This is a genomic window from Ferruginibacter sp. (genome assembly GCF_031430955.1).
Classification (GTDB): Bacteria; Bacteroidota; Bacteroidia; order Chitinophagales; family Chitinophagaceae; genus Ferruginibacter.
The window spans coordinates 1-2,462 of sequence record NZ_JANPCM010000565.1; the positions used below are offsets into that span (position 1 = coordinate 1).

The 2,462-nt window shown below is 35.2% G+C and carries 3 protein-coding genes; all 3 read right to left on the reverse strand.

The window, feature by feature from the left end; genetic code table 11:
* A partial coding sequence (locus ACY65O_RS16140; protein WP_462221893.1) for a c-type cytochrome domain-containing protein occupies window positions 1-783 on the reverse strand: 783 nt, incomplete at its 3' end.
* A gap of 17 nt (window positions 784-800) precedes the next feature.
* Entirely contained in the window at window positions 801-1,733 is a 933-nt protein-coding gene (locus ACY65O_RS16145) for a sugar phosphate isomerase/epimerase family protein (protein ID WP_462221894.1), read from the reverse strand.
* A gap of 46 nt (window positions 1,734-1,779) precedes the next feature.
* On the reverse strand, window positions 1,780-2,462 hold a 683-nt coding region (gene dinD / locus ACY65O_RS16150), incomplete at its 5' end, for a DNA damage-inducible protein D (protein ID WP_462221895.1).

A 2,462-nucleotide genomic window follows, 5' to 3' on the forward strand; every position in this document is an offset into this window, starting at 1 on the left:
CTCTTTTATTTTTTTATTAAAATCGGCGCCGCTGCTCACCCACCAGTGAATTAATTCTATATCATTTTTTGATAATTGAGGCTTTTCTTTTGGCGGCATGTGGTCTTCATCTTCTTTAGGCAGTAAAATTCTTTTTATCAATTCGCTTTCGTCTGTATTTCCTGCAATAATTATTGCGCCGTCTTTTCCACCTTTTAAAATAAAATTTTGTTCATCTAATCTTAGTTTGCCTTTTTGTTTATTTGCACCGTGGCAACTGTAACATTTGGTTTGAAGAATTGGTTGTATTACATCGCTGTATAACGCTGCTTCCTGTACATTAGCAATGGGTTTTATTGTTGCACTACTGTTTGAATCTGCAGCTGAAGAAAATGCACTGGTAAGATAATTGGACCCATGTGTAAGTGAGCCGCCTAAATGCCCTGTAATAATTATCAGCAGGGACAATAACAACATTACCCATTTAAGAAAAGATTTTTCTTTCTTATAAAAATAATAAGCAAGTATAGAAATGAATGCTGTTGCAATGCCGAGCCATTGATGTTGAAATATCATTTGCTCATTGTAATCATCAGTTGTTGATAATAAATAACCGCTGATGCAGGAAGCAATGGCACTTATCATTCCTAAAACCAAACTAATACCTACAGCTACATGCAGTGATTTGTATTTCTCCTTTTTAGAAAGAAAATAAAAAATTACAGCCGCTAATAAAATACCAATAGGAAGATGAACCAGCACCGGATGAAAATGTCCAATAAATTCTGAGAAGGTTAACAGCATGAATTATAAAATAAAAATCAGGAATATCGCTTTCTTAAAAGTTGCAGCATATGAACATTAATAGCCCACTGATCGCTTACCGTTTGCAATGTGTAAGGCAATGTTTGCATGTACATCGGTGGACCAAACTCTGTTAAAAAAGTCATACGTTCGCCATTTTTCTTTTTTCTTTCTACAACTTTATCCCACCACTCAAAATGTTTTTTTACTGCATATTCCCATTCGGGTGCACGGGGATCATTTACCTGCGGCCCTTCTTCGTATCCAATTCTTGCATGGATGTGGTCTGTTCTTTCTAAAGCCAGGTCAACCGTTTCTTTTTGATTATCTAACATGCTTTCATGCACATTGCACCAATGCGATATATCTAATGTTAATCTTAACTCAGGAATTTTTTGAATAAACTCTTTAGTAATATGTGCTGCAAATAATATTCTGCCCCGGTGTGTTTCATGATAAATAGGAATGCCAGTTTCTTTTGACAGTGCATTGGTATGCTCCATAAATTTTTTACTTTCGTCAAAACTAAAATAATCTCTGCCCGAGTGATTGTTGATGTACAATGGCCGCTGAATATTTTGCTTTGCTGCAGCATCAATTAATTTTTTATACATAGTAAGATGCTCCGCTGCATTGCTTTGCCAGGCGCCGCAAACGAAACCAATATCAAGGTTATGTTTTTTTACAGCTGCAAATATTTCATTCTGTTGCTTTTTATCATCAGGCCACCATTCTTCAATACCATCGTATCCTGCTTTTTTTACTTTGGCGCAAAAGTCATCAATCTTGCTCTCATCTCCCCATTTAGTGGCCATTATTTTTAATTCGTAATTTTTGTGCAAAGTAAAATTTGGTTTTGAGGTTAAAGAAAAAGCATCTAACGATGCTAATAATAAAGCGGCAGAACCTGCAGTTGTGTTTTTAATAAATTTTCTTCTGCTGTGTTGCATAAATTTTTTATTTTGCTAAAAAAAATGGAATTAATAAAAATCCGGCCTATTTATTTTTAAGTTTCTTTGTTTCTTTTAGCAGCTTCTTATCATCCACTTTTACTTTTCTTTCTATTTTTTTGATGTCTTCTTCTGCAGGTAAACTTTCAGGCTTTATTCCACTTTTTAGCAAAAGCCGCCGCACATCTTTATTATTTTTTACATGTTCATTCGTTATCGTATTTTCAGATTTCAGATCACTCCTGCGAATATTTACATTGGTTAATTCGTTGGCAAAATCTTTTGCTTTTATAGTTATAGTGGGTAGAAAGTCTGCAAGCGGTCTGTTGTCAGGGATATTAATTCTTGCTTTCATGTCAGCCGTTGTATGTCCGCCAAACAATGCCTGATCACCTTTGCTTCTTATCCTGGCAAAGCCGGGATTATCAATTCCTTTTTGAAAAATCAAACCAGATAATTCTTTTTCAGATATGGTAAGCTTTTCTCTTGCCTGTAAACGTTCCCATTCTTTAAGCCGTTGTTCAAGCAATTCTTGTTTTCTTGTCTGTACAGCAAAATAGCTCATGGCAAATGCAATCTCATTTTTCCGGGGATCACCATTTTGAGCAATAAGATAACAGGCATATCTTGTAAGCATAATATCTTCGATTTCTCTTTTACCACCAGAGCCTACATCAACCATTTTGTTGACGTCAACAAAATGGTCTAAAGTCTTTTGTTTTGAGGTTT

Excerpts from the sequence above, each read along its gene's own strand:
- ACY65O_RS16145 (WP_462221894.1), bottom strand. The coding sequence starts at position 1,733 with ATGCAACACAGCAGAAGAAAATTTATTAAAAACACAACTGCAGGTTCT.